Annotated in this window: 23 protein-coding genes; 8 read left to right on the top strand and 15 right to left on the bottom strand. The window is 62.1% G+C overall.

The window, feature by feature from the left end:
- The first annotated feature begins 177 nt into the window (after window positions 1-177).
- From KHO41_RS24635 to KHO41_RS24625, 3 genes are all read left to right on the top strand, one after another.
- The gene (locus KHO41_RS24635; protein ID WP_244874010.1) at window positions 178-1,401 is read left to right on the top strand and encodes a FlhC family transcriptional regulator; all 1,224 of its coding nucleotides are present in this window, start codon (window positions 178-180) and stop codon (window positions 1,399-1,401) included.
- A gap of 543 nt (window positions 1,402-1,944) precedes the next feature.
- A complete protein-coding gene (locus KHO41_RS24630; protein WP_244874009.1) occupies window positions 1,945-2,760 on the top strand; it encodes a CAP domain-containing protein in 816 nt (271 codons plus the stop codon).
- Window positions 2,761-3,022: 262 nt separating this feature from the next.
- On the top strand, window positions 3,023-4,045 hold the full coding sequence (locus KHO41_RS24625; protein ID WP_211955869.1) for a CAP domain-containing protein: 1,023 nt from the start codon (window positions 3,023-3,025) through the stop codon (window positions 4,043-4,045).
- A 603-nt stretch (window positions 4,046-4,648) separates the two neighbouring features.
- Here the strand turns inward: KHO41_RS24625 and pilV are convergent.
- The 15 genes from pilV to KHO41_RS24550 are packed head-to-tail and all read right to left on the bottom strand — an operon-like array spanning window position 4,649 to window position 19,338.
- Window positions 4,649-5,896, bottom strand: coding sequence for a shufflon system plasmid conjugative transfer pilus tip adhesin PilV (gene pilV, locus KHO41_RS24620; RefSeq protein WP_211955868.1), 1,248 nt, complete (start codon window positions 5,894-5,896; stop codon window positions 4,649-4,651).
- Between the two features lie 7 nt (window positions 5,897-5,903).
- Window positions 5,904-6,383: a hypothetical protein gene (locus KHO41_RS24615; RefSeq protein ID WP_211955867.1), complete on the bottom strand. Its 480-nt coding sequence runs from the start codon at window positions 6,381-6,383 to the stop codon at window positions 5,904-5,906.
- Between the two features lie 36 nt (window positions 6,384-6,419).
- Window positions 6,420-6,920, bottom strand: coding sequence for a prepilin type IV pili (locus tag KHO41_RS24610; RefSeq protein WP_211955866.1), 501 nt, complete (start codon window positions 6,918-6,920; stop codon window positions 6,420-6,422).
- A 33-nt stretch (window positions 6,921-6,953) separates the two neighbouring features.
- Window positions 6,954-7,994: a type II secretion system F family protein gene (locus KHO41_RS24605; protein ID WP_211955865.1), complete on the bottom strand. Its 1,041-nt coding sequence runs from the start codon at window positions 7,992-7,994 to the stop codon at window positions 6,954-6,956.
- Entirely contained in the window at window positions 7,991-9,793 is a 1,803-nt protein-coding gene (locus tag KHO41_RS24600) for a GspE/PulE family protein (RefSeq protein WP_211955864.1), read from the bottom strand. The genes KHO41_RS24605 and KHO41_RS24600 overlap by 4 nt, the downstream gene beginning before the upstream one ends.
- Window positions 9,790-11,034 carry a type 4b pilus protein PilO2 gene (gene pilO2, locus KHO41_RS24595; RefSeq protein WP_211955863.1) on the bottom strand — a complete coding sequence of 415 codons (1,245 nt, stop codon included), beginning with the start codon at window positions 11,032-11,034 and terminating at the stop codon, window positions 9,790-9,792. Before pilO2 ends, KHO41_RS24600 begins: the two co-directional genes overlap by 4 nt.
- A gap of 3 nt (window positions 11,035-11,037) precedes the next feature.
- Complete coding sequence (gene pilP, locus KHO41_RS24590; RefSeq protein WP_211955862.1) at window positions 11,038-11,721, bottom strand: type IV pilus biogenesis protein PilP; 684 nt, start codon at window positions 11,719-11,721, stop codon at window positions 11,038-11,040.
- A gap of 16 nt (window positions 11,722-11,737) precedes the next feature.
- A complete protein-coding gene (locus KHO41_RS24585; protein WP_211955861.1) occupies window positions 11,738-13,417 on the bottom strand; it encodes a type II secretion system protein GspD in 1,680 nt (559 codons plus the stop codon).
- Complete coding sequence (locus tag KHO41_RS24580) at window positions 13,414-13,947, bottom strand: toxin co-regulated pilus biosynthesis Q family protein (RefSeq protein ID WP_211955860.1); 534 nt, start codon at window positions 13,945-13,947, stop codon at window positions 13,414-13,416. Before KHO41_RS24580 ends, KHO41_RS24585 begins: the two co-directional genes overlap by 4 nt.
- A gap of 28 nt (window positions 13,948-13,975) precedes the next feature.
- Window positions 13,976-14,386: a lytic transglycosylase domain-containing protein gene (locus KHO41_RS24575; protein ID WP_211955876.1), complete on the bottom strand. Its 411-nt coding sequence runs from the start codon at window positions 14,384-14,386 to the stop codon at window positions 13,976-13,978.
- Window positions 14,387-14,409: 23 nt separating this feature from the next.
- Window positions 14,410-15,687: a pilus assembly protein PilL gene (locus KHO41_RS24570; protein ID WP_211955859.1), complete on the bottom strand. Its 1,278-nt coding sequence runs from the start codon at window positions 15,685-15,687 to the stop codon at window positions 14,410-14,412.
- Window positions 15,684-16,487 (bottom strand): transglycosylase SLT domain-containing protein, encoded by an 804-nt coding sequence (locus KHO41_RS24565; protein WP_211955858.1) that lies wholly within the window; start codon window positions 16,485-16,487, stop codon window positions 15,684-15,686. Before KHO41_RS24565 ends, KHO41_RS24570 begins: the two co-directional genes overlap by 4 nt.
- The gene (locus KHO41_RS24560; protein WP_211955857.1) at window positions 16,480-17,712 is read right to left on the bottom strand and encodes a TrbI/VirB10 family protein; all 1,233 of its coding nucleotides are present in this window, start codon (window positions 17,710-17,712) and stop codon (window positions 16,480-16,482) included. The genes KHO41_RS24565 and KHO41_RS24560 overlap by 8 nt, the downstream gene beginning before the upstream one ends.
- On the bottom strand, window positions 17,712-18,614 hold the full coding sequence (locus KHO41_RS24555) for a TrbG/VirB9 family P-type conjugative transfer protein (RefSeq protein ID WP_211955856.1): 903 nt from the start codon (window positions 18,612-18,614) through the stop codon (window positions 17,712-17,714). The genes KHO41_RS24560 and KHO41_RS24555 overlap by 1 nt, the downstream gene beginning before the upstream one ends.
- A gap of 16 nt (window positions 18,615-18,630) precedes the next feature.
- The gene (locus tag KHO41_RS24550; RefSeq protein ID WP_211955855.1) at window positions 18,631-19,338 is read right to left on the bottom strand and encodes a VirB8/TrbF family protein; all 708 of its coding nucleotides are present in this window, start codon (window positions 19,336-19,338) and stop codon (window positions 18,631-18,633) included.
- Window positions 19,339-19,383: 45 nt separating this feature from the next.
- Here KHO41_RS24550 and KHO41_RS24545 point away from each other — a divergent pair, with 45 nt between their 5' ends.
- The 5 genes from KHO41_RS24545 to KHO41_RS24525 all read left to right on the top strand — a co-directional run bounded on the left by KHO41_RS24545 (window position 19,384) and on the right by KHO41_RS24525 (window position 23,967).
- A complete protein-coding gene (locus KHO41_RS24545) occupies window positions 19,384-19,617 on the top strand; it encodes a hypothetical protein (protein ID WP_211955854.1) in 234 nt (77 codons plus the stop codon).
- Between the two features lie 141 nt (window positions 19,618-19,758).
- A complete protein-coding gene (locus KHO41_RS24540; RefSeq protein WP_211955853.1) occupies window positions 19,759-20,811 on the top strand; it encodes a CpaF family protein in 1,053 nt (350 codons plus the stop codon).
- A gap of 15 nt (window positions 20,812-20,826) precedes the next feature.
- The gene (locus KHO41_RS24535) at window positions 20,827-21,183 is read left to right on the top strand and encodes a TrbC/VirB2 family protein (RefSeq protein ID WP_211955852.1); all 357 of its coding nucleotides are present in this window, start codon (window positions 20,827-20,829) and stop codon (window positions 21,181-21,183) included.
- Window position 21,184: 1 nt separating this feature from the next.
- Complete coding sequence (locus tag KHO41_RS24530) at window positions 21,185-21,514, top strand: conjugal transfer protein (protein ID WP_211955851.1); 330 nt, start codon at window positions 21,185-21,187, stop codon at window positions 21,512-21,514.
- Window positions 21,508-23,967, top strand: coding sequence for a VirB4 family type IV secretion system protein (locus tag KHO41_RS24525; protein WP_211955850.1), 2,460 nt, complete (start codon window positions 21,508-21,510; stop codon window positions 23,965-23,967). Before KHO41_RS24530 ends, KHO41_RS24525 begins: the two co-directional genes overlap by 7 nt.
- The last annotated feature ends 10 nt before the right edge of the window (window positions 23,968-23,977 follow it).

The raw sequence follows: 23,977 nt of genomic DNA, 5'->3' as shown, positions 1-23,977 counted from the left end.
CCAAAGTAAACGCGATCTCGACGAAGTTTACAAGCGATGCTCGCGAATCACTGAAGGTAAACGCTTCATTGGGGGCCGCGGTGGGCGCTGAGATGTGTATAACGCTATGGGCACAACACCGGGCGATAATCGGTAGCCTAAGGGACACGGTCCAGGACTTTCACGAGCTACTTAATCATGCAACCGATTCACAATAATATAACAATGAAGCGACGTCACACAAAAGATCTCTCCGACCAGTTCATGATTCCATATTGGGTTCTGGATCGAATTCTGTCTGCAAACTTTCGGCTGACGACATACACGGTAAATGCGCTTGCGGTCACGAAAGGGCTCTCCTCAATATATGAAGTCGAGCATGCCGACATTGAGCGGTTGCGGGATGATCAAAAGTCGATGTCGGTGGTATTCGCTACACCATTCCTCGCCTATCTCCCGACCCTAACCTCGCCCGACGATTGGAGGAGCTACATCGAGGGTCGCACTCCGACATCGAGCGTCAGCCTGCTTTCCCAAATGACGCCAGAGCTGTCGCTGGTCCAATCCATGCAACTAGAGCAGGCCAATCGGGCATATATCAACGCCATCTATGACGTGCTCAACATGTCATTGTTGGCGGCACCACTGCTTGGGATGTCGATCGAGCTGGCCGACTACTTAAGGTCAATTCCACAGCATCAGATTGATCTCGCTATCGCCGAACGGCGTATCCCACTGTTCAAGTGGCGTTTGCCAAGTCGCCTCTTCTGGTTCGAGGTCAACGCAGGCCGCTTAACGCCCGATGTCGTAGCGCACTACATTATGGACAGTGCACCGATTCGCGCGGATCGCCTCCCACACTCTGGCGCATGGGGTAATTTTCGGTTGCCCCGCTACGTCAATCAAGCATTCTGCGAAGGCTTTATCCGCTTGCGCTGTCGCGCGAAGGGTGTCGCGGCACTGTTCAACGTAACAGTCGACAAGATGCGGGACCTTTACGTTCGCATTCACGGCGAGTCATCTCCATCAGGGCAACCGCCTGGATCTCCCGCCTGGTATCTGGAATCGGCCTCGCGACGCGTCCAATCTACGACGTTGATTTGGTTGTTCCGCAGCGCTCTGGCTGAACAGGCAACGATTCCTGAGGCCTTCATCTCTGCCATGGACATCAGCCGTCGCTTCTTTAGCGATAACTTCATGCCATCTGAGAGAGCATTCCACCTGGCACGCTCGCTCTCGACGGACGAAGATCTTGCCATCAGGGCCTGCAGGAGCTGCGCAACCCCATATCTAGCCTCCAATACTGCAGCGAAGATTGAGCTGTCACAGTCATTTCAGTGCCCGTGCTGCTCGGGCGCGCTCTCATCTCCGAACTCGCCGTTGCGTCGAAGGAAACGGGGCCGCCCGCGCGTCAATCCCTAAGCAAGTTGGGATAGGCGCTTGCGACCGGCAGCCTGACAATGGCCCCCACGAGAAGACCCTTCTCGACGTCCGCTTCACGGCGACCCCTTGGGTCGTCGTTTTTTTTGGGGGCGCCCCATCGTCGAGAGTTTGGGTGTCTGGAGCCGTTGCTGTCTAACATTCCGATCGCGCAAGCGAGCTTCTCATTGCCCCCCTTCTAGCGTGGGGCTACAGTTTGCGCCCACCGCGCCGACGAATCTCCAAACGCCCCGTCTCACAGCAGTAATTGAGCCGTGGCGCACAGGCTTGATTTCGATGGGGCATCGGTAGGCTGAATTTACGCGGTTCGCCACATCGGATCGCATACGTTCAGACTACCGTAGCACCGTGAGAACCTTATCCATTATTTCAGGAGCGACCGCGCTCCTCGCTGCATGTGCTGGTCCGCGTCCCGCCGCCACAGCGCCGGCGGCGTTGAGCACCGCGGTCGATGCGCCACAACAGGCGTCCCGCGCTCCGGTCGCCAGCGTTCCCGCCCCGACCTACGGACGCACTGATCCACGCTTGTCGTTCTTCAACGACCTCAACGCGATCCGTAGGACGATGGGAGTCGGCGCGCTCCGGCAAGATCCGACACTTGATGCCGCTGCGGAAAACCATCTTGGCTACATGCAGGCCAACGGCATTGTGGCCCATACCGAAGTCCGGGGCGCGAAAGGTTACACCCACGACGATCCTTACCAACAGGTGATCGCCGCCGGCGGATCAAACAAGCAGTGGGTCGGGCAGATGGCCTATCGCGGAGAAATGGGTGCGTGCCTTCGATCACTGGCGAACTCAATCTACCATTTGCAAGGAATCACGGGCAACCAGGAGACTGTCGGCATCGCAATGCGCGATGACTACTGCGTCGCGAACTTTGCAGTGGTGACTGCCATCACCGATGGCGGATATGGGCTGGCACAGTGGGGAGGCCAGCAGCTGGCCACGAGCGCGAGCGCGTACTTTCCGAGTGATAGCGCGGTCGTCCCTGGCACCTTCGTTCCTGGCAACGAGATCCCAAATCCGGCACCGGACCTCGAAACTGCCGGGCCGCCGATCATGTTTCGCGTCAACGTCGAGACGGCTGCAGATGTTTTGACCGTGGAGACCTTCGAGCTGAGAGACCGCCGCGATGAGCCAGTGCCGGCACGCATTCTCGTGTCCAGCGACTCAAAGCCTGGCTCGGCTGTCGTGGCCACCGAGGACGCACGGATCTTCAGAGGTGTGGCGTTCCTGCTGCCAACGAAGCCGGTCCCTGCAGGTACGTACACCGCCTCGTTCATCGGCGCCCGCAATGGCGTGCCTATCGCGAAGTCGTGGAGCTTTTCGGCATACTAACGCGGCGCTAGAAAACTCCAAGACCGCATGATGCGGCCTTTGTTTTCCTTCGAAGCCCGCCCCGCAGCGGGCTTTTGCTTTCCTGCCCCTCTAACGTAGGGCTGCATCGCATCAATTTCCTGCCGACCTGTGAAAAAGGCGGTCGCCACATCGGCCACCTTTCGTCGGGATGCCAGCGCGACTTGACTTCGCCGTGGCTTCTGTAAGCTGGAAGCAAGTGGTTCGAATGGCGAGCCGCAGCGTTCCGGTAAAAGGAATCAAGATGAATACCAACACCAAGAACAAGACTCTCCTTAATGCGTTTGCTGCGGCAACCGCCTTCCTTCTCGCGGCTTGCGGCGGAGGCGGCGGTGATGAAGGCGGCTCGAAGCAGACGCCGACTGCGCCCACTACGCCCCCTGTCACGGAAGCGCCCACTTCGGTGCCCCCGGCAACCAACGTTGCGGCTCCGACGTATGCAGCGGGCGACGCGCGGCTTTCCACCTTCAATGCGCTCAACGACTATCGCGTCAGCATGGGAGTGGGAGCCCTAAAGCAGGATATTGCCCTCGATCTTGCCGCAGACAATCACCTTGGGTACATGAAGGCAAACGCTGTCATTGCTCACGAAGAAGCAGCCGGCCGACCGGGGTTTACTGGCGCTAACCCCTATGATCAGGGCGTTGCAGCGGGAGCCTCGAAGAACCAGTGGATTAGCCAAGCGGCCAGTGGCTCGACCGATTGTATTAGCGTCTTCAAGAACACGGTCTATCACCTTCAAGCAATCACAAGCAATCAGGAAACGGTAGGGATCTCGGTCCGGGACACCTATTGCGTCCTGAACTTCGGCGTCGTCACAGGTGCGAACGGTAGTGGCTATGGCCTTCCGCAATGGGGCGGCCAACAGCTGCAAGGTGGCAACGTTGCGTACTCTCCCGTCGACAATGAACGCGTGCCAGGCATTTTTACGGCTACCGGCGAGCAGCCGAGCCCTGCTCCGGATCTCCCCACCGCTGGCCACCCGGTGATGTTTCGTGTTCCGGCGCCACAATCTGGTGATGTGCTGACTGTATCTAGTTTCACGCTTACTGGCCCCGGTGGCGCCTCCGTTCCAGTTCGAGTCCTGGTGCCAAGCAACGCCAAAGCGGGCTCTATGTCGGCTGCCTTGCTGGATACCAATGTGTACGCGGGCGTGGTGTTCATGTTGCCGACGCAAGCGCTCACAGCCGGCACCTACACCGCAACGTTCAGCGGCGCCCGTAATGGTACGATGATCAGCAAGTCGTGGAGCTTCAGCGCGTTCTAAGCGCCCGCACTTGCTGCCGCTGACTACAGCGGCATCCGACAAAAGGAAAAGGCCCTCGCGGCCTTTTCCTTTTTGATGCCATCACGGCATCGTCACCATCGATCTATGGCACATTCATGCCAGGCGCCGCGCTATTGGCATAGCGCAACGCGGTATTGGACGCCGGAGAAACTCACAAAAGTCGCCCCACGCACGAAGCCATTCATCGAAATAATCTTGTCGATCAGCCAGTTCGGGTCGGTGTCGGGTGAGTCTCCCCCGTGATACCGATTGGATCCATACCAGTAGAGATTGGATTCCCACCACAGGTTATCACTGGCGTCCCGATTCATCAGGAGTTCCAGAAATGAGCCCGTTGAAGCGGGATCGGGGCAGGTCGGCGGCCGTGGAGGAGGCGGTGGAGGAGGCGGTGGCGGCGGTGCCGGGTAGTCACACGTCGGGAGCCCGTTCTTCATGATCCAGACCTTCCCCCCCGGACAGTTGGCCACAGTCATTGGAGGCGCAGGGAGCGTTATCAGTTGCGCTTGGGCCGCCCACGCTGGAAGGGCCAGACACCACGCCAATACAAACCGGCTCATATTTCGTCAATTCCTTCAGTAATCTTCAGTAAATGCAGCCGGTTGTAACTGTTCCCACCAACTGTCCGCCGATAGCTCCAACATCGTTGCCGCTATACCAAGTTGAGGGAGAGATAGCGCTGGCCTGCGCGGCCCAGTACCATCCCCCGTCAACCATCGCAAAGTACGTGCCCTCAATGGGCGGCATCACGCTTCCAGTGATGTTCATCATCTGCTGCTTCGATGTGTACAGCGCCCACGGCGACCCACCCGGACAATTGTCCTTGGCGAAGGTCATCTGATCGGTCACGTTGTCGATCTTTCGCGTTACCACGAGGTTTCCAAGCGCATTATTCAGCGAGACATAGCGGTTTCCTTTGCAGATGTAGCCAACGTTGGAGCCGTTCGTCGCGAATTGTCCATTGTTCCCACACCACATACCGTCGGTAACGTTGGCAACCGCCGTGCCGATCGGCTGCCAAATCCCCCCCCAGCAAATCACGAATCCGGTTCCCGTGGTACTTCTTCGAGTCGACGTTTCGACGCCGCACGCGGTGCCAGGCGCACCTGTGTTTGTCAGATAGGTCTCTCCCCCGCTCGTCAATGCGCTGTTTGCCGTCACTCGGCCCGCGGTATTGAGGTCGTTTCCCCCCATGTCGATCGAGGTCTGCATCTTGTTCAGTTCCGGGTGTCCTGGAACCTGTACTCGGTACAGATAGCCGTTGTTGGCTTGTGCGCCCGTAAAGGCCAGCAACGACGCGAGGCGACCACTACCCGGATTCGTGAAGTTGGCTAGTGGTACCTGCCACGCGCCGTAGGCACCGTAGGCGCTGGTCGGCGCCATCGTCGGATCGCCGTTTTGCCCCGCGTATGGCACAAAGCCACCTTGTGCGCCGGCCTGTGCAGCGATTTGCACGAGCTGACGCGTGTCGGTGATTGCACGGCCACCCTGCGAAGTCACGATCGCCTGCAAACTGTTGGGCGTCGGCTGCAGGACCTGAAGCAACCAGGTCTGACCGAAGACGTTCGTCGCCGAGAAGCCGGCGGGCAAGTAGCCGCCGCTAACGAGCATCGCTGGCGTGACCGAGACAGGTACGGTGGCAGTCGCCTGCCCCACCAGTGTTGCAGCTTCGTCTTGCACGAACTGCAGCGCGGCCTTGTCAAAGACCAGCATCTGACTGGACGCGGCGGACGTCTGCACGTTCGTCACCCCCGCCTTTGCCCAGGTTGCAAAGCCAGCGAAGCTGAGCATCGACAGCATCAGCGCGATGAGATATCCAACAATCGATTCCATGCCATTCTCACGAATTCAACTGAACCCACTGGACAAGCACCCCTACGGGAATAGTCGCAGGCACGCTGTAAGCGTTGCCAGTGGAGATGTTGATGGCCGTGCCCTGGCTTCGAACCCGAAACCAGGCAAGGCTGCCCTGCGTGCTTTCAAGGAGCGCAGCGCCGGCTCCTGAAGAGACGCGCACGTATCCATACACGTCTCTTCCGCCCGAGGGATTGGCGACTGCCATGCAGCCTGCCCCGGCCGGCACGGCCATCCCGGACGGCAGCACTGGCACTACACTCGCGCCAACCAACCCCGGCGTGGCGCCGACAGTCGTCATGCACGCCGCGCCGTAAGTCTGCGCTTGCTGGGCGGTGACCGTCGCGACTGCCTCCATACGGCCGGGGACGCCGGCCCCGGGCACAGCCTGGGCGAGCTGCCAGCCCTGCGCCATGATTCCTGCACAGAAAAGAGCCGCGGCGATTGGCAACACGAGATATCCCATGCTTTATCCTTTAGGTCATCGCACCCAGTCGTTGTCTCACTGGAACGTGAGCGTGAAGGTGGCCGTCGCACTGCAAGCGGCGCCTGCGGTGGCCTGATCGGGCAGCGTCGTCTGCGTGAACGTCGTGGTGCCAACGACCAGGGAGACGTAGTCCTTCAGGCTCAGCGCAGCGCTGACGCATTGCTTTGCTGTCTGCGCGTTGCCGCCGCCGAACGTAATGACGCCTTGCGAGCCGTTGTTGACCGACGACAGAGTCATCGCGTTACCCCATGTATCGACCAAAGCAGTGCCGCGCACCATATCAGTGGGGAACATCCCGCCGGTGATCATGGCCGGCACGTTGGCTGTGGTGAAGTTCGTATAGCCGTTGTTCCCCTGAGAAAACCCGCCGCGCGCATTCGTGATGATCTGCGTGACGTTGGTTGCCACCACACTGGCTTTGTGATTCTGGAAGCCGTTGTAGCTGGCGTAGGCGATGCCGACCAGCGCAAGCAGACCCAGAACAGTAGCGACGACGCGCCCAAGAATTCCATCCATTTGATACTCCTATCCGGTTTGAGCACGTCGACGTTAAAGCTGACCCATCGATGACGTGAGAATCGATGAGAGCGAGTTCGCACCAAGCTGAAGAACAACGAAAGCAAGGAACATCAGGCCCGTGAAGATTCCAGACATCGCCATACCTTTTGCAAGCAACTGTCGCTCGATTACCTCAGCGTTCTGGCGCACAGCCACAGTGATCTTTTCCGTAAAGTCGTCAAAGCCCGCGTAAGCACCGATCTCGTCAATCAGATCCAGGGATGGGAACCCGTTCCCCGCTTGACGCATTGCTTCAGCGAGATCGAGGCCATCGGCCAGGCCCAGCCGGATCGGCCGCAACCGCGAAGCCAGCCACGGCGATGCCGAGGCAATCTGGCTCTCCAACGCGGCGATATCTGGCACCCCCGCGCGCAGCAACGCCACGAAGGACAGCAGCCAAGTGAAGCCAGTGATCTCCCGGTACACCGTGAACGGGAAGACATTCTGGTCGAACACCCGCCTGCTGGGCCCCGTCCATTTCGGAAGCGCCCACCAACTCCAGACGGCAAAGGAGCCCAGCCCGCCGAAGAGCAATGGCGCCGGCCAGCCCACCGCGAGTTCGCCCATCCAGTACATTGCGTAGGCCCAGTCCGTCCACCGCTCGATCGGAAGGACGTTCAGAAACTGCGGAACGATGTAGCTGCCGATGAGGAGCAAGACCGCATAGAACGTGACGGAGTAGATGGCCGGTGCAAAGAAGCTGGCTTGCAGCTTCTGACGCAGGCGCGTTGTCAGTTCTCGGACCTCCAGCACCAGGCGCATGGCGTCTGGCAACTGGCCAGCCTGCTCGCCAGCATCAAGCACGCTCCGTTCAAGATCGCTGATTCCATCCCCCATAGCCGCCATCAGCGTCTTGCCGTCCCGCACCTGACGAACGACTTCGTGCGCCGCCTCCGCCGCGCTCTTACGGCCGCGACGTGCTTGCCGCTCGCGAAAGTCCTCAATGACCTGTGCCAGGGTCAGCCCGTTCTCCAGTTGGCTTGATGCCTGCTGGTACAGGCGTCGGCGCATTGACCACGCCAGTCCGCTCATAGAACCTCCCGCATTGGAATTGCATCCACATTTCGCTCGGCGTCGACTGGGCTCAAGCGGCCTTCGAGCACAAGATCCATCGCATGGGCGATCATTGGCTTGTCCGAGCCGGCGCGCGCGCGATGCTTGCGGCGTGCCACCAACACCCCTTCCTTAATACAGTCCTGCATCAGCGCTTCGCTGGCCACGACCACCTCGGCGACAGCCTGCTGGCCGATGACTGCTTCGCCGTGGCAGTGGTCGCACCCGACCCCGCGCACACGGACTCCAGACAGGTCCCCCCAGGAGTTGAGCGCTCGGAGCATGTACTCAGGCAACGCCGGCGTGGCGCGTTCCAGCGGCACCGAGCACTCAGGACAAAGCAGTGGAACGATTCGCTGCGCAATCAGGCCAATAATCTGGTTGTGATTAGCAATTACCCCCATGGCAAGACGGACATGGTCCAGCATCATCAATCGGGAGAAAGTCTCGAATGGGTCCGTGACGTGTAGCGTCGTCAGCACCAGATGGCCCGTCGCCGCAGCCTGCAGCGTCGCAATGGCCTCTTCAACACCACGAATTTCCCCCAGCAGTACAGCGTCGGGATCCATTCGCAACGTCATACGCAACATCTCCGGAAATCGTTCGCTTTCCGTGGTGAGCTGAACAGCCCAGTCCATCGGGTACTCGGTTGGGTTCTCGATGGTGATGAGTCGCTTTTCTGGAAAGAGGCGTGCCTGGTGGCGGGTGCACTCGAACAGGGTCGTCGTCTTGCCGCTGCCGGTCGGACCGGTGACCACAATCACGCCCATGGGCCGCCGCAGCAGCTGCGAGACCAGCTCGACCTGAAGCGGCGTATAGCCCATTTCACCGAGCTTGAATTCACCACTCGGCGCCGTTGGCGTGCGCAAATCCAGCCTTCTACCGGCTTCTACGGCGTCAGCTTTCAGCGCGCCCTCATGATGCTCCCGGTATTGCAATCGGGCGACAAGGAAGCCGCCGCCGGCTTCCACCGGATAGGCAGGGCCTCGCACGATCCGCACGCTCGAAAGCCCCGTCCCCGGTAGAGCGTCTCCCGCGATCTGTGCGTCCTGCACGTCGAGCGGGTTGTATGTCGCCGCCTTCACCGTTGCTAGGCCGGTGTAGATAGCGCGGATCAGACGCTCGCCCTCCTCCCGACGCATCGACAGCGCCGATACCGTGCGCAGATCGCCTTTGATGCGCACCTGAATCTCCGTGTGGTCGTCACGGACAAGGATGTGAATGTCCGACGCGATTAGGGCGGCACAATCCGCGATCAGCCGGCGGGCCAAGGTCAACGTCTGCAGGTCCGTATCCAACTGTCGGCCGGAGACGCGCTGCTGCCGCAGCACTGCCAGTTCTTGCGCCGAGACCTTACGCATCTGCGGAGCGGCGCCGCTGCGTCGCAGCTTAGACTCCCAGGTCAGCAGGCGAGGCGTGCCAAAATGCCGTGCATCCACGTAGATATCGCAACCGTGGACCGCCAGTACCTGCTGAACATTCTCCTCGGACAGGCCCAGCTCCCTGGCGACGTCCTCGACATAGAGCCCGCTATCCTCGGTCCGTTGACGAAGGGTCGAGGCCTGCTCAGCCGTCAGATAGTTGAGATTGAAGGCAACGCGATCAAACGTCGCATGCAAGTTCCGCGGGTAGATGATGTGAGGCTCCAGAACTTCAGGAGGCTGCACCAAGGCCAGAAGATCCGCGTTCACCGAAGGCTCGGCACGGTCGGAATTTGCAATCTCGTACCTCGATACTTTTCGGGGACCGCCCCAAAGACGCGTGATTGCCTCGATCATCGTTCACTCCTTGAAGGCGCCGGCGCACTATTACGCATTGCGTAGAGCTTCGCGCTCCCTTTCCATGTCTGGTTGGCCGCCTCGTAGCTGATCTCAGTCAGGCGAAGGCCGTCCACGGCCCCGATCCCATCGCCCGGACCCAGCCACGGCGGCGCACCGAAGCCAATATCGGCGCGCATCACCAGCCACGGATCCACCGGCGTCTTTCCATCCGTTGGCAGCAACGCCGGCGGCATCGTTAGCTGCATGCTCATGCCGTTCACCTGGACATACGTCCACATCGCACGCTGCGCATCCACCGACGAGATCAGGGCACGTGAGGACGGCAGGAAGGCTGCTGGCGCGCTCGCCGCCTCGGTGGCCAAGTTTCCGTCTGCAGACAGAGCACCTGGCGCGTTGTCCGCCACGCCGCCTGCCCGCATCCATGTGGTCTCGACCGTCAGTGCTGTCGAGGTGGTCGGCTTGCATCGCCACCCGGACAACGCCCAGCCGGTTTCTGAGAGGCGCTGTCGGTCCCAAGCGCGCCGGCACGCTCGGATGAAGTCGAGCGGCGCGGGATCTTCGACCCAGGGCGCTGCCCGCTGGCGGGCCACCTCGTTGGCGAGCTGTGCTGCGGTGACCGCACGCTGTCGCATCAACTGCGCCTCACGCTCGGCCTCTTGCTGCTGGTCAAACCAATACCAGCCGCCTGCGGTCATGGCCATCACCACGGCGATTGCGGCGACCGTGTAGGACTTCGACTTCAAAGGTCCTGTCAGTGCGTCACGCATGACAGCCACCCCTTTCGACGCGCGTGCCATGGCCGTGAGATCACGCATGGTGCCCTCGATCTCCGTCCACTCGCCGAGGGCCCGATGACGCTCGCGAATCGGATGGATTTCCTCCAGCGTGCCGACCCGGTCACCGCCCGCGATGACGGCATGCCCCTGGCGGACAGCGACATACCAGTAGAGATTGTCCCGAAGGTGGAACAGACCCATCCATGGCTGCCGATGCTGGCCTGCCACAATCGCAGCGAGAGGTTTTAGGCCAGCCGGTTTGGCGCCCGAGATAGCTTCGCAATATCCGCTCTGGATCGCGCCGTCTGCGCTTTCGTGCACCGCGCACCAACGGATATTGCGTCCGAGTTCCAACGCGCGCGCGCGCAGCGCGCCTTTGCTTGGATGATCTTCCTCGTGCTGCCAGGACAGCCCGATCGCAAAGCTGCCCTTCAGCCCGGGGAATGACAGGACTTCGGCCATGGCTTACGGCCTCAACGTGCGCACGCGCTTGCCGTTGGCAAGCTTTACGCCAACTTCGTCGATGCTCACCACCTTCCAGCCGCCGTCGAGTGCGTCGCCGGGCTGAACCGGGACCGTGCGCCCGTTGACATCCACGATGGCGTTGAAATGCCCATCAAACGCGCGCAGCGACACGAGACGGAGCGTTTCCGTCGACAGGCCCTTAGCGCGATCGCCAATGGCACCGCCCACCGGCATCGGCGCAGCTAACGAGATGCCGGGGGCGCCAACGGAAGGCGCTCCGCCTGCGGGAGTCGCCGTCAGCGAATCCTCGGCGCGCTTGACCTCCGCCTTGTACTTGGCGATCTCCGCGCGCGCCTTCCACAAGGCGATCTGAGCCTGTAGCGCTGCCAACTCGGGCGCGTCGGTGGGGCGCGGAGCCTGAACGGCCTCGCCGGCCGATCCGGCACTGGTCGCCGCGGGAAGATGGCTCGCGCCCTGCGGCGCAGCACTTGGCAGGGACGGCTGTGCCGCCGCCGTCGAAGCCGGTTGTGTCGTCACCGGGTTCGCTGCGGCCGCCGCGATCGCCGCCGCGGCCAGATTGGACGTTGCCGCCGCGGCATTGGCCGAGAACGCTGCTGCCTGACACCCGATGGCTGCCGCCAGAGCGACCGGCGCCCAACGATGAATGAATGCGCGATTCTGCATGGAAATTGTCTCTGTGTTACAGCAAGCGGGCCGAGATCATGATGGCGATGACCGTGTCGCCCCTCGTGGCGCCAACCCCACCGCCGAGCGCGGCCATCCACGGCTCGCCGATCCCATTGTTGGACGTGGTTGCCTTCTGATTGCGCAGACCCGTCAGGACTAACGATTCGCCGGGCTTCAGCGTGATCGATTGCGTGAACCGATTGGTCGGCATCGTGCGAAGCTGCACGGTGCTCTGATTCGCCTCACCGCCGGACTTGAACGGCTGCAGTGGCAGCAGGTCCGACAGCGTCATGTCGAAGTTCATCAAGATTCGACCGTCGACTACCTTCGGCAGGAAGTTGCTGGTAAAGCCGTAAGTGACCGTCCCGGTTTGGATCGAGCTGGTCGACCCCACGTTGGCGGCCAGCGTCGTCTGGGCCTGGGCAACGTAGTCCTGCAGCGTCGCGGTCTGCAGGGCCAGCACCTTGCCGTTCTGGGTGACACCTGAACGAGAGACCACCTGCGACACATTGCCCAGCGACGAAAGCGCCTGAACCACGGCTTTGCTGCCAGCAAACGGGCCACTCATGATCGTTGCGCCCAGCGTCGCAGGCGAAGCACCGCCCGAAACCGTCGGCGTGCTGGCCGAACTGAAAGAGACGCCCGGCTGGCCGCTGGAGCTCTGGTAGGCGAGCGAGAGGTTCAGTCCATAGTTGTCCTCGCGTGTCACGCGCACTTCGTAGACCTGAACGTCGATGGCGACCTGCTTGCCATACATGGCCGCCAGGCTCTTCACGAACTGTTCAATGCGATCGCACTGCACCGGATCACCCGTGACCGTCAGCGTGCCCAGATTCTTGTCGACGACCACTTCAGCGCTCGCGCCAGCGACGGCTTTCGCAGTGACCTGGAGGGTCTCCCAGGGCTTTACCTCGATGAACGACTTCATCGTCTGACCGCCCCGGCCGGTGCTCCCTCCAGCGCTGCTTGCATTACCTGCTGCGCCAGCGGTACCGCCTGAGCCGCTGTCAGAGGTGGTGATCGATCCGTCCATCGACGACGTATCGGCAAGGCTCGGCAGCATGAAGGTACGGGTCTCCGTCTTAAAGAACGTCACCGTGCCGTCGTTGTAACGCGACCAGACGCCAAAATGCGCCTCGACGGCATCCAGAAAGCCCTTGAAGCTGCCTTCGTAGCGCAGCGTCAGTGGCAATACCGCCGCGACACCGGCGCCCGACACGGGCGTCCCGGCCAGCGGCGCGGCCAGCGGCGCGGCCAGGTCCACGCGCGGCATTCCGCCAGTCGGGATCGGACCGATTGGCCGGGCGGAACCAGCCGGAAGCGCAGCCGCCTGGGCGATGCCGGAGGTGCCAGTTGGGGCGGCGAGGGCCGATGCCTCCACGGTCGCCCTCACGCCGACGCTCTGCACGATCCAGTTGGCCGCCTCGTTCAGCGAGCCAATGGTGCCCTTGAACACCACATGCTTGCCATAGATATCGGGCTGTGCCTTGCTCGCACGGATCTTCTCGCCGAGCAACCACGCACCTTCATGGACGCGGAACACGGGGCGGCTACGCGGCGCATCGGCATAGCGCGCCTGAGCGTCCGCTGCGATCGCGTTTTGCACATCGCGCGTCTGCGTCACGCCGCAACCCGACAACAAGGTGGCTGCCGCAACAGCGGCGGCGGTAAAGCGCTGGTTATTCTTGTTCATTGCGCCGCTCCATTTTGGCTGATGATCACCGTGCGGTTGCCCCGCCAACTGTCGCCGACCAGATCGGCGCCGTTGCTGGCCAGCTCCTCGACCACGCGCTGGACCGCCCGCTCGAAGTCGCTGCCATAGTCCTTGTCGCCCGGCACGATCCAGCCATCCGGGACATTCCATGCCACCGTCCATCCGGCACGCGTGGCCCACTTCTGCAACTGCCGTTGCAGCGGCTCGCCTTTCACAAGGCGGTAGACATCGCCAACGACCGGGGCGATAGCTGGGGCGACTGCAGGAGGAACCGCCGGGGCAGTATTAACGGCTGACTGCACTGTGGGCTGGCTCGACGCGCCGAGCGTCGGGTGATTAGCGGCCAGCAGCGTAGTGTCGATGGCTGCCTTGCTGGCTCGCGCCGGCTGCAACGACTGCCAGCCGTCGGTCGACAGCTGCGCGGCGTGTACTGCCGGTGCAACGACGACTCCGCTCAGAAGTGACGCCGCTGCGGCGGCAATGCGGATGGTTCGTGTGGAATGGCACATAACGATGCTTTCGAGTGAACGGTTGGAACTACCGCAAGGCGGCGCTTTGTAGCGCCTGCCACCGCGCATGAATCTGATTGGCGTACCGCAACTGCTTATCGGGTGATGACGCGTTGTAGGCACCCACCGCCCTCCATGTCGGTCCATAGCGTTGGATGTTTTCGCGAAGAATCCACGCACCGACATAGGCGTTGACGCACCCATTGAAGAGGTGATCCCGCGTGAGACCATACTGGGCGAGCCTCGGCAGATGGATCGAGTTGATCTGCATGAGCCCAATATCTTCCGAACCGTTGCCATTGCGGTTGGTGACCCATGACCGCATGCCAGACTCCTGCATGGCGATGCTGCGCAGCAAGGGCGGACTGATGCCATGAAACACTGCGGCATCGTCCAGGCAATCTGCATTGGCAGCACCAGCCAGCAGGCTCAAGGCCATGACGGACGCGATCGAGCTGTGCTTCACAAGGCCACCTTCCCCGGCCGTTCCTTGAATCGCACCTGCGGCACCCGGTCCACGTAGACCACACTGCCGTCCGCGATGATCGTCAAGCGCGCTGCGATTCCGTTGAACTTGTAGTAGCGGTCCTTCTGTTCGCCGTTGCGCTGGTGGTCATCGCCGAAGACGGACACGCTGACCAACGATTTCGCGAAGCTCAGGTAGGTTGCCCCATCCTTCTCAAAGATCATGTCTAGGCCAGCGGTGTTCTCGCGCGGGAACTCGTAATCAATCTCGGGCGAGCGCGTCACCTCCACGGACTTGCCCTCCGCGGTCGCTGTAAAGCGGTCCACCGTGGCAAACGACAACACGCGTTGAGTTTCGTCCCACTTCGTCCAGATCTTGCTGTCGGACGCATCGCGCACGACCAGGTCCGTAGGCTCACGGTCGAAGCGGATTTCGATGCGGCCCTGCTTGTTGTCGCGAATTGCCACCGCGCCGAAAGCAGAGCCCAGCGTCGGTCCTTCGGGCACCGGACTGGCCGTGACGGCAGCCGGTGCAGGCGAGGTTTCGACGGGCGCCGGAGCGCCTGTGGCCTGGCCGGCGGCGGCAGCTTGCAGCGTCCTGCCCGGACCTACTTCACCAGGCGCTTCGCCGGCTACCGCGAATCCCTTAGGCGGCGAGGCGCGCAAGCCGATGTTGCGGCGAGCGAAGTCGACCTCTGCGTAGAGATTGCGCCGCTTCAGAAGCCGCGAGAGCGCCTGGAGCCAGTTCTCGCCGCTATGCAGCTCAAGCGAGACCTCATCGGTGAGTGGAACGTCCTTCTGCGCGGTGCCAGTCCAGCCGCCAGGTGCGATGGTCTTGACCGTTTGCGCCAAAGGCAGGGACCAGCGTCCTGCGCGGACCAGTGGCAACGTCGTATAGCTGCCCATCAAGGCAATTCGCCCCGAGATGGCAGCGCGGCTGCCAGAGTCGCTCGCCACAGTCTGCGGCTCAGACGTGAACCCATTTGCGCGCTTCAGTCGCGCCACGACCGGCTGGCCGTTCACACTGTAGCGCACAACATCCGGCACGCCCTCGATGACCCAATACGGTCCATTCTGCTGCGCGCCATCAGCCGATACCGCCTGGCCAGCCCGTGGCTGCACATACGTTGACACGCCGTCATTGAAGATCAGCGCCGGGCGATCGCTCGCCCGCGCCACCACCTGGTAGTCGAAGTCAAGCGGATCGGTGTCCGCCGCGATGGCTTGCCCGCTCGCCATCAAGAGCAGTGCGGAGAGGAAGAGCGGCTTCGTCATTGGAAATGGGAGAGGTGGTTCATGAAGCGGGAGAGATACGGGCCGCCGCGCGCTGGATCGGCGCTGTGGTACCAGGCCACGGCCTTCATCGCCGAACCGCTGCGCTGCAGGTTTTCCGTCAGGATGGATTCCGCCACGCGGATATTGGTGGCCGGCGCAAGTGCGTCCCACGGAGAGGCAAAACGCTGCCTGTGGTAGCACCAGTTCACCTGCATCAGGCCGACGTCGAAGTCACAGCGCTGTGCGGCAAGAAGCCCCTGAATCGCAGCATGGGCGTCCTCGCGGGTCGCAAAGAACATGCCCCGTCCGGCTACATTCAGCGTCCACGGCCAGGGCCGACCTCGATACGCCGACTCGTTCATGGCAATGCCGGCCAGGATCTTGGGGTCGACGCGCTCGCTCATCTGCGAGAACGCCTCGGTCTTCGGCGCACATGCCCAGCCACCGCGGCGCTCGGCCATGGCCGCCTGCGCGAAATCATTCAGCACCGGCGGCCGAAGCCATCCCTGCCGCACGAACAACGTCGCAATCGGCGTGGCTTTTCCGTCCAGCGTCACGACCGGCCCTTCGTCCCCGCCCGCATCGATTGGCGCACCCAGCAGCCGTGCCGACCAGCCCACGAACGCATCCACACCGCAGTACAGAACCGGCTTGCCGGCCAGAAGGTGCACACGCACCCGCCCGTCCGCGCGCACCACCACTGCGGTCGGACTGACCACAGCCTCGATCGTCGCGGCCTGCGCAGCGCCTGCCGCGAGCCAGGCATAAACGGCCAGGAAGCCAATGGCGCGCTTAGTCACGGTAGGGCTCCAGCACGATGTCGTGCTTGACCTGCACGATCATCTTCTGCCCCGGTTCTGTCGTGATGGTCGGCCGGATGTTCTGATTGCGGCTCAGGATCGTCGACGCGGTCTGCGTGGCGACCTGCCCCGCAGCGTTGCCGTAGGTGGTCAATCCGGCCGGGCCTACCGTGGAGGCCGTGTTCGAGTCGTTGAAGGCGAGTTCAAGGGCACCGATGACCAGGGCGCTACCGAAGATCTTCCAGAAATGGTTGTTCACATCGCCGCTGATCCCCGAGTAGCCATTCGCGTCCGCGCCCTGCATACCCATGAGCGGCACGGTCTTGCCGTTGGGGAGCTGCATGCGCACGAACGCCGTGAGAATGCGCTCCTGTCCGATCGCGACGTCGGCGCTGTACGTGCCCACCAGCGTGCTGCCCGCCGGGATCATCTTGCACTTGCCGTTGACCGTGTCGTAGACGTCCTGGGACACGGTTGCGCGGAACTCGCCCGGCTTGTCTGAATTCAGGCCGCCGACGAACGTAGCCGGGATGACAAAGCCGCGACTGAGGGTGCATTTCGGCAGCTTGCCGTCGAACCCGGTGCGCACGGTATTCGTGGCACTGGCATCGCGCAGGAACTGTTTGTCCGAGGAGCTAGCCGGCGCCGCGATATCCTGGCCCGCAGCGTTGCCGTTGGCCCGAGCGACGGCCGCCTGCTGCAGCGCGCGCATTTGCGCCGGATCGGTGACGTCGACGAGACCCGCGAGCGGCTTGCTTGCGTTGACCTGCGATTTGCGCGTGCCCTTGAAGACCGGGGCCGTATAGAGCTCGTCGAGCTTGTTCCTGGCGGCGTCGGGAGTCGACGTCTTGGCCGCTTCGCTGCCGGTAAGGTCGGCCGCTTTCATGACTGGCGCCTTGCTCATATCCGGCTGGCTGCTCTGCGCCTTCTGCCGTGCCGCCTCCTCGCGCGCCTTGTCGGCCTGCTCCCGAATCATTTGCTCGAGCGACGGGCCGCCATCGGCACTGCCGGTACGCTGCTTCAACTGCTCCGCGCGGGCGTCCTCCGATCGGCGGTCGCTCTGCTGCTCGCTGATCGACTGGAAGTAGTAGCCCAGTCCGCCGACGAGCACCGCCGCCACGCCGCCGAGCGCGACAACGATGTTGCGTGGCAGCTTCCCCTTGACCGTGCGCTGCTGCGCGTCGGTCACGTCGGAGACGTCCTTGTTCTGTTTGGCACCCCGCATCAGAACAGCCCCAGGATGCGCCGGCGACCGGGCTCGATCTTGACCTCATCGTTGCCCGAGCGCAGTGCCACGACATCGGCCAGGCGCTGGACCACCAGGTATTCACCGCGGCGGATGCTGTTCACCACCACGAAATCGCTACCGTCTTTGATGAGCGCAACCGGCCAATCCGCGCCCTTGGGAATGCGCAGCCACAGCGCCTTGCCATCGTCGAAGGCCGTCTCCGGCCGGAAGCTTGCGCTGCCCGAAACCGAGTAGTCGAAGTTCAACTGCTCCGGGGAAACCGCCACCGCGTCAGGGCTCTTGGAGCCGGACTCCGCGCCCGCAGCCTGATCGGCGTGGTCGCCCCGCCCTTCGCTACGCGCCCGAACCTTTGCCGATACCGAGGCCGGAATGCGGAAGCGGATTTTCTGATAGAAGATGCCGCCCAGCGGCGATGACACAAGCGTGAACTCGTAGCTACGCTTGTTCGTGTTCACCGACAACGTATTCACGAGGCCCGCCGCCTGCGGCTTGAGGTACAGGTGGTTCGCGCCGTCGGTGTCGAAGTCCCACCGGATGCTCTCCCCCCACGCTGGATCGCCAACAATCTGTTCGTCTTCCGGAAACTCGATCGTGGTCATCTTGAGGGGCGCCGACAGCACGCGGAAGATCTGATCGCGGTTGTAGGTGAACACCACCAGGCGCGAGTCGCCCGGCAGCGCCATCGGTTCCACGCCACCGTTGAACGGGTTGGCTGGATTCATCGCATCGCTGAGGTCGCCGATGCCAAAGCCAGCCAGCGAGGCGGCGCTCTTCTTGCCGGGCTTGTCGGCGGCGTGGCCGTGGGTGGCGGGCAGCAGCAACGCCAATGCGGCGGCGAAGACGGCCGGCATGAGCCGGCAGGACGTACGAGCTTTCATGGGCAGGTGGGCGGCGTCAGGCCGCGGATTTTTGAATGCTGAAAAAGACGGGGTAGATGCCAAACGGATTGGTGCCGAGCACCCCGTCGCTGGTCGGCGGCTTGACCTGATAGCGGAACGTGACCGCGTAGCGCTGCTTACGCGGCTTGAACCCGTCCTCGCTGGTGGAGGCGATGAATTCGACCGCGACCGTGCTATCGGGCAGCGCCGCGACGTTGACCACCTTCACCTCACGCACCAGGGTGGGCGAAGCCCCGACCTGTGCGAACGGCTTGTCGTCGTCCATCCAGTCTTCGAACTGCTTGCGCGATGAGCCGAGCATCTGGTCGCGGACCGAGCGAATCGTCTTCGCCATGCGCGAGTCTTCGACCTTCGGCGTGAGGATCGGCTCAATGGTGAACCAGCGCGTAACGAGATCCTTGAAGGCCCACTGCAGCTGAATCGCTTGTGGCTGGAATGCCTCCAGTTCCCGCACGATGGGCTTGCCCGTCGCATCCGCCGAGACGCCAACGGCCTTGACGACAGACGGCGCGGGCTCACGCGTCATGATTGCCGCCAGCGCGATGCAGCCGATGCCAAGCGTAGCAATCTTCCAGTGGTTGCGCTCCACGTTAAGGCGCGTGGTGCGATCGAAGATCACTTGCTCGGGGCTTTCGTTGCCATACGCGCCGGGCGCTACGGCAAGGGCTTTGGCTTGATCGGACTTTCTACTAAATAGCGGCATTGCGGCGGTCCTGTGGGATGCCGCTTATTGAACCAGCAAAATAGGGTGGAATATTCGTCGAAAGCTCTACGATTTTGGCGAGCTTTCAACTGGCACCCGGTATTTTTTACGATTTTCGAGAAAATCCGCGTTAGCGACAGTCAATCGAAGCCTCTGACCATCGGCCAGGAAGTTGCATCGCCATACGCCGAATATTCCGCGAAAGCTACCGTGTTTGACAGCGCCTTTCCGCCGGCAACTCAATATCATGATCTTTTGGCGTCTGGCGCCAAAAATTGAGGGTCCGGCCCCGTTCTACAGAGAGCGGCACCATTCTGATCGCAAAAAATCCATATTTCCGGGGTCGGCCGCTGAAAGCTCGCCAAAATGGTAGAGCTTTCACCGTCAATTCGACCTAAAAGCCCGATGACAATATCGGGCATGGATTCCTCCGCTTCCCATCATCCCGATCTGCAGCTCACGCAACTCGAAGACAGCGCCGTGGCGATGTTCTTCGAGTCGCTGGCGCCCATTCGTTCTTACATCGAAGCGAAGGACGTGGCCGAGGTCATGGTGAACCGTCATGACAACATCTGGGTCGAGCGGCGCGGAGAGATGATCCGCATCAACGAGCAAGTCGAGCCACTCAAGCTCGAAGGCGCTGTGCGTTCTCTTGCGTCATCCGTCCAGAAATCCGCAGTCCGCGGCACGGCGCAGGGCATCATCAATGCGGGCCATAAGGGTCTGCGTATCGCTGCGGTCATGAAGCCCACCGCGATCGACGGTCACGCACTGAGCATCCGGCGACATCGCGAGACCATCCTCGCGCTCTCGGACTACGCACGCGCCGGCGCCTTCTCGTCACGTCACGCCAGGAGCATGGCCACCGACCGGCCCATCTTTGACGGGAAAGTCGAAGACGATCAACTGGCCAACGCGCTACGCGAGGTCGTTCGGCAGCGCAAGAACATCCTCGTCGCCGGCGGCACGTCCTCCGGCAAGACAACCTTTCTGAATGCTCTAGTCACCGAGATTCCGGAAACCGAGCGAGTGCTGACCATCGAGGACACCGAGGAGTTGAAACCCAGCGTGCCCAACAAGGTACGCCTGCTCTCCAACACCGATAAAGGCGTCACGACCCAGCAACTTGTCGCGTTGAGCTTGCGGTTCCGACCGGACCGCATCCTGGTGGGCGAAGTCCGCGGCGGTGAAGCGTTTGACCTGCTTCAGGCCCTCAACACCGGCCACGACGGCGGCATGGCATCGCTGCACGCCAACAATGCGCGGGCCGCGCTTTCCCGCCTCGAAAGCCTCGCGATGCTCGGGATTCCGCACGGCTCCCGCTGGGAGCTTGAGGACATGCGCAAGCTGATCGCCGAGTGCTTCAACTATGTCGTTCACATGCGCCGCACCGGCGAAATGCGTCACGTCTCCGAGATCATTGAGATCCAGGGGTTTCGCGACGGCGACTACGCGTTCAACCGAGTTTTCTAACTAATGGAGCAACACATGCAACTCCCGTCGTCACGATCCGGGGCTGTGAAGTTACGCGAGACATTCACTTCTGCGCTTCTTCTTGCCGCGATGGCCAGCGCCGCCGGGCCGGCACACGCACAGACGGCAGGCCCGGCTTTCCTCGACAACCTGGGCAATTTCATCTGCGGCATCGCCACGTTCATCAACACCAAGTATCTGTTTGTCGCTGGCCTGATTCTGATCGTGCTCGGTGCCATTGGTATCGCCAACTCCGAGTCAACCATCATGAAGTTTGTCTCAGTCATCTGCATCGGGGTAGGCATTGCAGCTTCCGCACCATCCATCATGAAGGCGCTGGGGGTGGCGTCGGCGTGCACCGGAATCCTCTGACATGCGTGAACATCACGTCAGCGTCGGTCTCTCCAAGCCCCGCCTGATCGGTGGCGCGGTGCGGGGGTTCGCCATCGCCAACGGCACGGTCGTGGCGTTGCTGGTCTATATCACCTTCCGCAGCGGCTGGAAGATCCCGGCTGCCGTGATCGTGTCGGGCATGGCTATACACGCCCTCTTGCGCTGGCTGACCGACCGCGATCCGTGGTGGAACCAGATTCTGAACGTCTACAACCACTACGGCGACCTCTACGAGTCCCGCCCCTGGCACGGCAAGCTGCACGCGCTCTTTCGCCGCCCTTACGGCTTTGACAGCGACCTCCCATGCTGAAGCTCAAACTCAAACGCCGTCCACTCGCCGAACTTGCGCCGTGGCTGACGTCCATCACGCCTGAACTCGTCCTGAACAAGGATGGGTCGTTGCTCGCGACGTACGAGTTTCAAGGCGTCGATGCTGACAGCCCGGACAGCAGCGACATCGAATCGGCGCGCAATCAACTCGACCAGGCCTGCCGGTCGTTCGACCACCGCATCACCGCGTGGTGGCGCTTGCGGCACCGGCGTGCGAGGGGGTACGTGGAGGGCGAATTCGACAGCCCGGCGGACGCGCGCCTGGATGCGCTCAATCGCGCCCACATGACGACGGGAGCATATTTCCACAATACCCACTCCCTGGCGCTGGCCTATACCCCGGAAACCGGTATCGCCAGGTTCTTCGACAAGGTGGGCCATCACATGACGGTGGGCGGCAGGTCCGTCTACGCCTCCCTCTACGAGGCAATGAAGGACACGCTGTTTGCGCGCAGTGCGTTCGCCTTCGACCTGGAAAAGGTCAATGCGGACGCCCGCCGCTTCGAAAGCATACTCGACGCCTTCACCGGTGGTGTGCCGCGCCTGAAGCCGCGCCGCCTGGTCATGCAGGACGCGTTTGCCGCGCTTCACCAGACCGCGAACCCCAGCGTCCCACCTCGTCGCGTGCGCTACCCCGTGACGCTTCTGGACACGCATCTGACCGAGTCGGAAGTCGTCGTCGGCGCCGAACGGCTGCTCTTCGAATCTGCCCATGGGAAACGCCATGTGGCCATCGTCGCGGTGAAGGAGTGGATGAGCTTCCAAGAAGCCGCACTCGACAGCCTGATGCAGATCGATGCCGAGCTGGATATCTGCATCATGTACCGCTTCCTCGATACCGCGCGGGCAGCCGCTTACATCGAAAAGGTTCGCCGTTTCTACAAGATGGCCTCGCTCAATGTCCGCGCCATCCTCAAGCAATACCTCGCCAAGGAAGAAGCGGAGAACGACGAAGGTCGCGAGGAACTGGCCAAGGAGGCAGGCAAGGCGCTCAAGCGCTTGACCGCCGACAGCACGCAGCATGGCTTCGCGAATATCTCCATCGTCATCTACGCCGACAGCGAGACGCAATGCGAGGACGCAGTCAGTGACGTCGTCGGTGCGCTGACCAACGCCGGATTCGGCGCGATCCGGGAGAAGGCAAACCTGATGCCGGCCTGGAACAGCACCCTCCCCGGCCGCTGGGACAAGCAACGAAGGTTGCAGTTCGTGGAAACGCCCGCGGTGTCAGACATAGCACCGGTACGTTCGGTGATGCCGGGCCCGACGCGCAACGACTGGCTCTCCGAGAAGGTGGGGAAGGAAGTTCCGCCGTTGACCTGCCTGCCCACCCGTCATCGCACCGCGCAGCGCGTGGACCTACACCAGCCCGGAGGTAATGCTCACTTGCTCGTCATCGGGCCGATCGGGGCGGGCAAGTCGGTACTGCTGAACTTTCTCGTCTCTCAGGCCGGCCGCCATGACGCGCGCCGCATCCGGTTCGACAAGGACCGCTCGACGCGCATCACCACGCTTCTGAGCGGGGGAAAGTTCGTCGACGCGACCGGGAAGTTCCAGGCCGCCACACGCACGAACCCACTGTCGCTGCTGTCGGATCCAGCCAATTTTGCGTATGTGACGGAATGGGTCGCGCTGGCGATTGAAGACGAAGACTACTCGATCTCGCCGCAGCAACGCCAGGACATCTTCGAAGCGGTGAAGATCCTCGCGGGATACGAACGCGATAGCTGGACACTAGGCCGTCTCGCCACGCTGCTGCATGACAGCCTGCGCGAGCGGCTGCAGATCTGGCTGCAGGGTGGCCAGTACGGCCACTTCTTCGATCACACCGAAGATGCGTTCGAGGTCAGCGACAACCTGTCCATCGAGATGGGCGACCTGCTGCTGAACTTCCCGCGTGCCGGGGCGCTGTTCATGGACTACGCGTTCTACCGAATCAGTCAGACGCTGGGCACGCGTTACACGATCATCGAGGTGGAGGAGATCGGCTTCTTCTTCAGCAGCAAGCGATTCTACGAGCGCTTCGAGATGTGGATCGTCACCATCCGGAAGCTCAACGCGGCGCTATGGGGCGCGACCCAGTCGCTCAAGCAGCTCGCGCGCGTGGCCGACTTCGAAATCCTCAAAGAGAACATCGGCAACTTCATCTACCTGCCGAACAGCCAGGCCAAGACGACCAAGTACCTCTACAAGGACACCTTCGGCTTGACCGATGACCAGATCCAGATGATCAGTGACGCGGTGCCGAACCGCGATTACCTCCTCATTACCCGCAATCAGACCCGGATGCTGCAGAGCACCTTCTCCGACGAGATGGTGGCCATGCTGCGTTCGGATGGCGTGGCGCAAGGGATCTGCGACCGCCACTACGCGTCGGGCGCCCCCGACTGGCAAGACAACTACGTGCGCGAGATGCTCGCGCGAGCCGCTTAAGGAGCTTACC

It is taken from the genome of Cupriavidus numazuensis (genome assembly GCF_905397435.1).
Lineage (GTDB): Bacteria > Pseudomonadota > Gammaproteobacteria > Burkholderiales > Burkholderiaceae > Cupriavidus > Cupriavidus numazuensis.
Note: the sequence above shows the minus strand (reverse complement) of the source record. Positions and strands in the feature narration are given on the sequence as shown.

What these genes read in the sequence shown, in the direction of transcription:
- KHO41_RS24615 (WP_211955867.1), bottom strand. Translation starts at nt 6,383, where the DNA reads ATGGGATATCTCGTGTTGCCAATCGCCGCGGCTCTTTTCTGTGCAGGA.
- pilO2 (WP_211955863.1), bottom strand. Translation starts at nt 11,034, where the DNA reads ATGGCCGAAGTCCTGTCATTCCCCGGGCTGAAGGGCAGCTTTGCGATC.
- KHO41_RS24585 (WP_211955861.1), bottom strand. Translation starts at nt 13,417, where the DNA reads ATGAACAAGAATAACCAGCGCTTTACCGCCGCCGCTGTTGCGGCAGCC.
- KHO41_RS24535 (WP_211955852.1), top strand. Translation starts at nt 20,827, where the DNA reads ATGCAACTCCCGTCGTCACGATCCGGGGCTGTGAAGTTACGCGAGACA.
- KHO41_RS24570 (WP_211955859.1), bottom strand. Translation starts at nt 15,687, where the DNA reads ATGACGAAGCCGCTCTTCCTCTCCGCACTGCTCTTGATGGCGAGCGGG.
- KHO41_RS24530 (WP_211955851.1), top strand. Translation starts at nt 21,185, where the DNA reads ATGCGTGAACATCACGTCAGCGTCGGTCTCTCCAAGCCCCGCCTGATC.
- pilP (WP_211955862.1), bottom strand. Translation starts at nt 11,721, where the DNA reads ATGCAGAATCGCGCATTCATTCATCGTTGGGCGCCGGTCGCTCTGGCG.
- KHO41_RS24605 (WP_211955865.1), bottom strand. Translation starts at nt 7,994, where the DNA reads ATGAGCGGACTGGCGTGGTCAATGCGCCGACGCCTGTACCAGCAGGCA.
- KHO41_RS24540 (WP_211955853.1), top strand. Translation starts at nt 19,759, where the DNA reads ATGGATTCCTCCGCTTCCCATCATCCCGATCTGCAGCTCACGCAACTC.
- KHO41_RS24600 (WP_211955864.1), bottom strand. Translation starts at nt 9,793, where the DNA reads ATGATCGAGGCAATCACGCGTCTTTGGGGCGGTCCCCGAAAAGTATCG.
- KHO41_RS24560 (WP_211955857.1), bottom strand. Translation starts at nt 17,712, where the DNA reads ATGCGGGGTGCCAAACAGAACAAGGACGTCTCCGACGTGACCGACGCG.
- KHO41_RS24610 (WP_211955866.1), bottom strand. Translation starts at nt 6,920, where the DNA reads ATGGATGGAATTCTTGGGCGCGTCGTCGCTACTGTTCTGGGTCTGCTT.
- KHO41_RS24525 (WP_211955850.1), top strand. Translation starts at nt 21,508, where the DNA reads ATGCTGAAGCTCAAACTCAAACGCCGTCCACTCGCCGAACTTGCGCCG.
- KHO41_RS24635 (WP_244874010.1), top strand. Translation starts at nt 178, where the DNA reads ATGCAACCGATTCACAATAATATAACAATGAAGCGACGTCACACAAAA.
- KHO41_RS24580 (WP_211955860.1), bottom strand. Translation starts at nt 13,947, where the DNA reads ATGTGCCATTCCACACGAACCATCCGCATTGCCGCCGCAGCGGCGTCA.
- pilV (WP_211955868.1), bottom strand. Translation starts at nt 5,896, where the DNA reads ATGGAATCGATTGTTGGATATCTCATCGCGCTGATGCTGTCGATGCTC.
- KHO41_RS24625 (WP_211955869.1), top strand. Translation starts at nt 3,023, where the DNA reads ATGAATACCAACACCAAGAACAAGACTCTCCTTAATGCGTTTGCTGCG.
- KHO41_RS24555 (WP_211955856.1), bottom strand. Translation starts at nt 18,614, where the DNA reads ATGAAAGCTCGTACGTCCTGCCGGCTCATGCCGGCCGTCTTCGCCGCC.
- KHO41_RS24550 (WP_211955855.1), bottom strand. Translation starts at nt 19,338, where the DNA reads ATGCCGCTATTTAGTAGAAAGTCCGATCAAGCCAAAGCCCTTGCCGTA.
- KHO41_RS24575 (WP_211955876.1), bottom strand. Translation starts at nt 14,386, where the DNA reads ATGGCCTTGAGCCTGCTGGCTGGTGCTGCCAATGCAGATTGCCTGGAC.